At 73.7% G+C, this 6,919-nt stretch carries 7 protein-coding genes; 5 read left to right on the top strand and 2 right to left on the bottom strand.

Going from position 1 to position 6,919, the window contains the following annotated elements; genetic code table 11:
• Nucleotides 1–94: 94 nt before the first annotated feature.
• Nucleotides 95–1,084, bottom strand: a complete 990-nt coding sequence (locus ACWGE1_RS22850; protein ID WP_453422332.1) for a phospholipase — start codon at nt 1,082–1,084, stop codon at nt 95–97.
• Nucleotides 1,085–1,634: 550 nt separating this feature from the next.
• Here ACWGE1_RS22850 and ACWGE1_RS22855 point away from each other — a divergent pair.
• Together ACWGE1_RS22855 and ACWGE1_RS22860 are read left to right on the top strand one after the other, a co-directional pair.
• Nucleotides 1,635–2,042, top strand: a complete 408-nt coding sequence (locus tag ACWGE1_RS22855) for a PPOX class F420-dependent oxidoreductase (RefSeq protein ID WP_453422333.1) — start codon at nt 1,635–1,637, stop codon at nt 2,040–2,042.
• A gap of 105 nt (nt 2,043–2,147) precedes the next feature.
• A complete protein-coding gene (locus tag ACWGE1_RS22860) occupies nt 2,148–2,339 on the top strand; it encodes a hypothetical protein (RefSeq protein WP_453422334.1) in 192 nt (63 codons plus the stop codon).
• Nucleotides 2,340–2,485: 146 nt separating this feature from the next.
• On the opposite strand, the gene ACWGE1_RS22865 is transcribed toward ACWGE1_RS22860, so the two are convergent.
• Nucleotides 2,486–2,905: a hypothetical protein gene (locus ACWGE1_RS22865; RefSeq protein ID WP_453422335.1), complete on the bottom strand. Its 420-nt coding sequence runs from the start codon at nt 2,903–2,905 to the stop codon at nt 2,486–2,488.
• Between the two features lie 556 nt (nt 2,906–3,461).
• On the opposite strand from ACWGE1_RS22865, the gene ACWGE1_RS22870 reads away from it, so the two are divergent.
• The 3 genes from ACWGE1_RS22870 (at nt 3,462) to ACWGE1_RS22880 (ending at nt 6,807) form a co-directional block, all read left to right on the top strand.
• On the top strand, nt 3,462–3,650 hold the full coding sequence (locus tag ACWGE1_RS22870) for a thiazolylpeptide-type bacteriocin (RefSeq protein WP_453422336.1): 189 nt from the start codon (nt 3,462–3,464) through the stop codon (nt 3,648–3,650).
• A gap of 21 nt (nt 3,651–3,671) precedes the next feature.
• Nucleotides 3,672–3,854, top strand: a complete 183-nt coding sequence (locus tag ACWGE1_RS22875; protein WP_453422337.1) for a thiazolylpeptide-type bacteriocin — start codon at nt 3,672–3,674, stop codon at nt 3,852–3,854.
• A 184-nt stretch (nt 3,855–4,038) separates the two neighbouring features.
• Nucleotides 4,039–6,807: a lantibiotic dehydratase gene (locus ACWGE1_RS22880; protein ID WP_453422338.1), complete on the top strand. Its 2,769-nt coding sequence runs from the start codon at nt 4,039–4,041 to the stop codon at nt 6,805–6,807.
• Nucleotides 6,808–6,919 lie beyond the last annotated feature (112 nt).

Here is a 6,919-nt window from a genome sequence, read left to right on the forward strand (position 1 = left end):
CACCGTCTCCGCTCCTCGGCGGCGAGGCGTCATCCCGGCAGGCGATGTCGCTCCCCCGTGAGGGGGAGCGGGCGCTGCGGCCGTCCACACCGCTCTACCGGAACAGGCGGTCACCCGGGACGGCCATGCGATGGGTGCCGCCGTGGCGGTTCACCCAGTCACGGATGAGGCCGATGGAGTTGGCGCACTGCCAGCTGTCGTCGTACTCGCGCACTCCGGTGAAGGCCCCGTAGCCCGCGATGATGCCGTCCACGCGCCCGTCGCCCAGCAGTTTGTCGACGTACCACGGATCGTTGTACGTGGTCGTCCACGACAGTGTGGCCGCGAGCTGTCCGGCGTCACGGTCCACGGCGCCCTTCTTCAGCTCCGCGCACGTGTAGTAGGTGGCCTCCGTGCAGTTGCCGAACCCCTTGGTGATGTCGCTGTCGCCGTAGTCCATCACCCGGCGGCCGGCCGGGAATCCGGAACCGGACCGGTCGAAAGCGCCCCGGACCCGGTCGCGGGTCCCGGTCGTCGTGATCCCCTCCAGGCTGCCGAGCCGGCCCTCCAGGCTCTTCCAGCCCCGGCCGCCGACGTCCGGGTCGCTGCCGCCGTGGTACTCGTAGAACCCGTAGAGCACCGGGATCCCGGCAGCCGTCAGCCGCTGCGCCTTGTCGCGCAGTCCGGCGACGCTGCACCCGCGGTTCTCCCGCTCCCCGCAGTAGTTCGGGTCCTTGATGTCCAGCCAGACCAGCGCCAGCCGCCGTCCTGCATCGGCATGGGCGAGAATGCGGTCGATCATGCTGTCGAAGCCGGGGCCCAGCCGGTTGTCACCGGCCGAGGAACAGTCGTGATAGGCCCGCCACTCGTTCGGGTTCCACCAGGCGCAGACGTCTATCTCGATGCTGTTGGCGCCGTGCTTGAGCGCGGCGTCCACACCGTCCAGGGTGTTGACGCGGTGCGCGATGGCGTAGACGGGACGACGCTGATCGGCTGCGGACGCCGGGGCCGTACCGAGCGCGGTGGCCGCGATGATTCCGCACAGGGCCGCGATCAGCGCCAGGAGTATCCGTGGGCAGGCATTGCGCCTGAGGTAAGTGGTCAAGAAAACACTCCGTCATGTCGGTTTCCTCGGCGGACGGTTTATCTCACCGCCCACATGCTGGCACGCGATAAATGCACGATGAATGAAACCCGGTGGGGGGAGGTCCCCGAGTGGCGAAAAACCGCCTTCTGCTCCCTCCGTCGTGTGACGGGAAAACGACCGGAGAAAGGGGAATGAAGATCCCGTTATGGTCGAATCTCCTCCCCGCGACCGGCCGTCCGCCGAGGCCTTTCCGGGACGTGGGCCGCCGCTTTTCGGTCGGCTGTGCAGAAGTCGGAACCCGCCGGGCCGCATGCGGCGTCGGGTGCGCTTGGGCTGCCGCCCACGAGCGTCCCGTCCCGCGGGCCCTCACCGGCCCGCCGCGGCGCGCTCGCCCGCCGCACCGCCCGGCCGGGGGCCCGGCCGAAGTCCGTCGGGGGAGTGATCACCCGTTGGGGGTCGTGTTGCCACGCGGGGCGGCATCGCTGCGGGGCTATGGTGACGCGGGGTCAGATGTTGTCGAGTCCCGTGCCGCAGGCACGGGACCGCCCCCTCGGAAAGGCCCGCGCCCGTGTCTGCCGCACTCTCCGATGATCTCAAGCGCATCATCGACGATTCCCCCGTCTTCGCCACGGTGGCGACCATCCAGCCCGACGGCAGCCCCCAGCTGTCGGTGACCTGGCTGACGCGCGACGGCGAGGAACTGCTCATCTCCACGACCGTGGGGCGCAGGAAGGAGAAGAACCTGCGCCGCGACCCGCGCATCACCGTGATGATCAACCCGACCGACGCGCCGTACAGCTACGCAGAGGTCCGCGGTACGGCCGAGCTGAGCACGGAGGGCGGCCAGGAGCTGATCAACGAACTCTCGCGCAAGTACACGGGCAAGGACTACCGGGACTTCAACCCCGCCTCCGTCGACGACGCCCCGCGCGTCGTGGTCCGGGTCGTTCCCCGCAAGGTCGTCGGCTCGATCTAGCGTTGACCGGCAAGGTCCACCGGGTTTGCGGCCCCGGCACCGGCGGGGACGGCGTGCGGTTGCGGTTGTTCGCATCCTCCGGGGCCCCGGGTCGTTGGCCGGGGCATGAAGAAGATCATTACGGGAGCCCTCGTGGCCGCCCTCACTGTCGTTGCCGCCGGTACCGCCGCGGCGGACGACCACCGCACGCAGAACGCGCCGGTGGTCGCACTGATCAACACCAGTCAGATCGACGATCCGCTGGAGGACGTCCTGGAGCACACGCTGAACTTCGGCGACGGGTACAAGCGGGACTGACCGTTCTCCTGTCCTGCGGCCCGTGCCGCGAATTGCAGCGATGACAGATGCCCTCGCCGCCCGGCTTCCCGCCGGCCCGGGGGCACCGTCGTACGCCCCGCAGCACCCGGAGCCTGCCGGCGTCCCGGCACGCACCGGCAGGCCGGTCAGCTGGTGGTGGTGTCGGTCCGGCCCGTGCCCATGCCCGTGCCCGTGTCCGTGCGCTGCCAGGTCAGGGACAGGGCGAGGCCGTGGCCGGGGTGCAGCGGTTCGAGCCGCAGGTGGTCCGGGCCGAGGAGCACGGCGCGGCGGCGCAGGTCCTGGCCCGGCTTGAACGGCCAGGTGCCGATGTCGACCCGGTGCACGGCTTCGTCGCCCGCGGTCCTGAAGCGCCCGGTGTAGGCGAAGGTCCTGCCCAGCCGCACAGGGCGCCCGAGGTGCATTTCCATGACGGCCGACACCGTGCCGGCCGCGGTGTAGATGAGGGTGCCGCTCGCGGAGGCGGGAACGGGCCGGGACCGCCACCTGACGCTCGATCCGGTGAGCTGCCAGGTTCCCACCAGCGCGTCCTGCGGCAATCCGCTCATGTGCCCGACCTCGTGTGCGTCATGGCGCCGGCGTCCGCACGGACCGCGATGCGTCTGCGCCTGTCCCGGCACGGGGCTGTCGCCCGCGCACGGTCGATCATGGCGTGAGTCGCCGCGTCAGGGTGCGGGGCGCGCCCGACGGCAGGGTGTGTTGCTCGGGGCCGGGGCCGGGGCCGGGCCTTCCGCACGTGCAGGAAGCAACAGCACGACCCCGCGGCCGGCCGTCACCGGATAACGCCCCTGGAATTCACTGCACTCGGGACGGGCACCGCAATTTCCGTGCCCCCGCCGGGAAATGCGGCCGCTTACGCTCCGGCAGGGCTCGAGCGACCCCGGGGAATACTGGGGAGCGGCCGGAACACCGGCCGCAACACCCCCGCGGCCGGTTTCGTACGGCAGCGACGTGACGAAGTCGAACCGGACTTGCCGAGGTGGCGAGCAGAAGTCCCACGCGCTTGCCGCCGTCCGGACGGCCTCGCAATGCTTTCCGGACGATCCGGTCGCCAGACGTTCAGTGCACCTTCGGCTTTCCGCTTCCACATCCCGGGAGACACATATGTCCGACACCGCACGTCCCGAATTCGAACTCCAAGACCTGGAGCTCGACCTCGGGGACCTCACCGTCACCTCGATGCGGGACACCGCCGCACTGCCCGAGGGCGGGGCGTCCTGGGGCTCCTGCTCCTGCCAGGGGTCGTCGTCCTGCGCCCAGCCGCACGACGCGGTCGCCCTCGAGGCTTCCTGACCCTCACACGAGAGGAAAACCATGACCGACAGCACGCAGTCCGCCGGTTTCGACCTCGACGACCTCGACCTCGGTGAACTCACCGTGACCTCCATGCGGGACACGGTCGCGCTGCCCGAGGGCGGCGCGTCCAACGGCGGCAGCTCCTGTTCCTGCGGCTCGTCCTCCTGCGCCCACCCGCAGCTGCCCGAACTCCCCGTGTAGGGGATACGGACGCACCACGGCACCACCGCATGACCGCGCCACGGCATGACCGCACCACCGAATGACCGCGCCACGCATGACCGCGCCGCCGCACCACGGCACCACCGCTCGGCAGACGCTTCCCGCCGTGCCCCGCGCCCGGCGGGAAGCCCGCGCGCCGCCCCCACCCACAGGACGGGAACCCATGCCGCAGCCGCATCCCACCCCCGGCGCCGACGGCTACCGGGTCCGGTCCGCGCCCTACGCGCTGGCCCGCGCCACCGTGCTCGCCCACCCGGCCCAGCACCCCGCCCCGGCCGCCTTCCGGGACCTGCTGGCCCGCCTCCACCGCCTCGACACCGAACTGGCCCTGACCACCGCACCGCTCTGCGACGACCTGTACGCCGCCCGCGACGGCCACCCCGCCGCCTTCCACCGCGATGTCGTCCTGCCCCTGCGGCGGGCCCTGCACAACGGCCGCGAACCCCGCCCCGCCCTGCTCGCCCGCCTCGGCGACCTGCCGGCCCGCCTTCCCCGCCTCGGCGCCTGGCTCACCCTGCGCGCCGACCGCGACACCCTCCTCACCGCCCTCGACGCCGCCGCAGGCCCCGCCCTCGACGCCGAACGCGCCGCGCTCGCCGCCCTCTGCCGCGAACCCGCCCTCGCCAAGGCCACCGCACTGACCAGCGCCGACCTGCTGCGCGCCGTGAACCGCGCCGCCACCGGAGCGGCCGACCGCCGGGCCCGCAAGGAGGAGCCCACCGTGCTGCGCTACGCCCTACGGGCCAGCACCAAGACCAGCCCGCTGTCGTGGTTCACGGCGGTCGGATGGGGCCCGCTGGCCGGCGCCCCCGCCGACGGCGCGGCCCGCCCGGTGGCCTCCTGGGGCACCGCACCCGTCCTCGACACCCCCCTGCGGTCCGTCGTACGGACCAACCGCACCCTGACGACCGCCCTGACCCTCGCCCTCCTCGACGCACCGCACCGCCGCACCACACTGCCCCACCGCATCACCAGCACCGCACGCACCGCCGGCGGACGCACCGCGTACTCCCGCGACCGGCCCTCCTTCGCCGGCGGCCGCTACCTCGTGCCCGGCGAGGACGAGGCGGAGGTCGCCTCCGGCGGGCCGCTGCGCCTGCTCACCGCCCTCGCCGACGACCCCGTACCGCTCGAGGAACTGACACACCATCTGGCCGCCGCACTCCGCCCGCCCGGTGACGGCGACGCCGATGACGCCGACAGCGGCGCCGACGGCAGTCCCGACGGGGGCCGGGCCGCGGCCGCCGCCTTCCTCGACCGGCTCACCCGTGCCGGCCTGCTGGTCCCGCAGGACCCCGTCCCCCCGCAGGACCCCGACCCCCTGCAACACCTCGCCGCCTGGGTACGGTCCTTCGCGCCCGGCCACCCCGAGGACGCCCGACGCGCCGACCGGATCACCGAACTCGCCTCACTTACCGCCCGGTTCGCCGCCGCCCCGGCCGCGGAGCGCCCCGACCGGCTCACCGTCCTCACCCACCGCTGGACCGCCGAACTGGCCGCCGCCGGCCGGCCCGTCCCCGCCCGCTCCGCCCCGCTGACGGTCCTGTCCGAAGACGTGGTCGCCCCCAGCCCGCTGGCGCTCGACGGCTTCCTCGGCGCCGCCGACCACGAGGCGCTCGGCGAGGTCACCGCCCTCGCCGAACTCTTCGACCTCGGCCATCTCGTCCGCCGCGCCGTCCGGGACCGCTTCGTCGAGCGCTACGGGGCCGGCGGACGCTGCGCGCACCCCTGGGAGTTCGGCGCCGACGTCACCGCCGCCTGGGAGTCCGCCGGACGGATCGCCCTCCTCGACCCCGCCGACCGGGACCGCTTCCCCAGCGCGACCGAACCGCTCGCCCGGCTGCGCGCGGAGGTCGCCGACGCCCTGCGGGACCGTAACGGCCCCGCCGGCCGCCACACCCCCGACAGCCCGGACCTCCCCGATGCCTCCGGTGCCTCCGACGAGGCGGTGCTGCCCGCGGACACCCTCAAGACCCTCGGGGAGCGGCTCCCCGCCCCGACCGTCGAACGGCCCCTCAGCTACGCCTACTTCCTCCAGCGCGACCCCGCCACCGGCCTCCTGGCCGTCAACCACGTCTACGGCGGATGGGGCCGCTTCGCCAGCCGCTTCCTGGACTCCCTGGACCCCCGCGCCACCGCCGAGGTGTCCCGGCAGATCCGCCGCGGCCTCGGCCCCGGCGCCCGCCCCGCCCAGATCCGCCCCGTCGGCGGGTTCAACGCCAACCTCCACCCCCTCCTCGTCCCGGACGAGATCGGCCCCGACCGGCACCGCACCCCGATCGCCGAGGCCGACCTGGAACTCGTCCACGACGAAGCCACCGACCAGGTCCGCGTGCACCTGCGGACCACCGGCGAACCGCTCGACGTGCTCTACCCCGGCTTCCTCGCCCCCGTGCTGCTGCCGGCCCGCATCGCACCCCACCTCGGCGACCACCCGGGCGGGGTCGTCGACTTCCGGCCCCTCGCCCCCCGCAGGACCCTGGCCGCACCCGGCGGCACCGTCACCGTCGGCTCCCGGCTCCGCCACCGGCACGTGGTGCTCCAGCGCCGCCGCTGGCTGCTGCCCTCCGGCGTGGTGGCCCGCCTGCGCGCCGACCTCGCCGCCGACACCGGACCCGGCCGGGTCCCCGCAGCCGCCACGGCCGACTGGCGCGCCCTGCTCGGCCTGCCCGAACAGGTCTTCCTGCACCCGATGGCCGGCCCCCCGACGGGCCGGGCCACCGAGGACTTCCTGAGCCGGCTGGCCCGCCCCAAGCCGCACCTCGCGGACCTCGGCAACGCCCTGCACCTGCGCTGCCTGGCCAAATGGCTGTCCCGGCACACCGACGGCGTCGTCCTCGAAGAGGCGCTGCCCGCACCCGGCGGCCAGTCCACACCCGTCCGGGCCGTCGAACTCGTCCTCGAGGTCTACCGGGACGGACGCCCGCGATGACCCACCCGCGATGACCCGCCCGCCGAGCCCGCCGAGCCCGCCGAGCCCGCCGAGCCCGCCGAGCCCGCCGAGCCCGCCGAGCCCGCCGAGCCCGCCGAGCCCGCCGAGCCCG

This window comes from Streptomyces sp. NPDC054932 (assembly GCF_053610205.1).

Coding starts and splice junctions, on each gene's coding strand:
- ACWGE1_RS22860 (WP_453422334.1), top strand. CDS start 2,148: ATGAAGAAGATCATTACGGGAGCCCTCGTGGCCGCCCTCACTGTCGTT.
- ACWGE1_RS22865 (WP_453422335.1), bottom strand. CDS start 2,905: ATGAGCGGATTGCCGCAGGACGCGCTGGTGGGAACCTGGCAGCTCACC.
- ACWGE1_RS22870 (WP_453422336.1), top strand. CDS start 3,462: ATGTCCGACACCGCACGTCCCGAATTCGAACTCCAAGACCTGGAGCTC.
- ACWGE1_RS22875 (WP_453422337.1), top strand. CDS start 3,672: ATGACCGACAGCACGCAGTCCGCCGGTTTCGACCTCGACGACCTCGAC.
- ACWGE1_RS22880 (WP_453422338.1), top strand. CDS start 4,039: ATGCCGCAGCCGCATCCCACCCCCGGCGCCGACGGCTACCGGGTCCGG.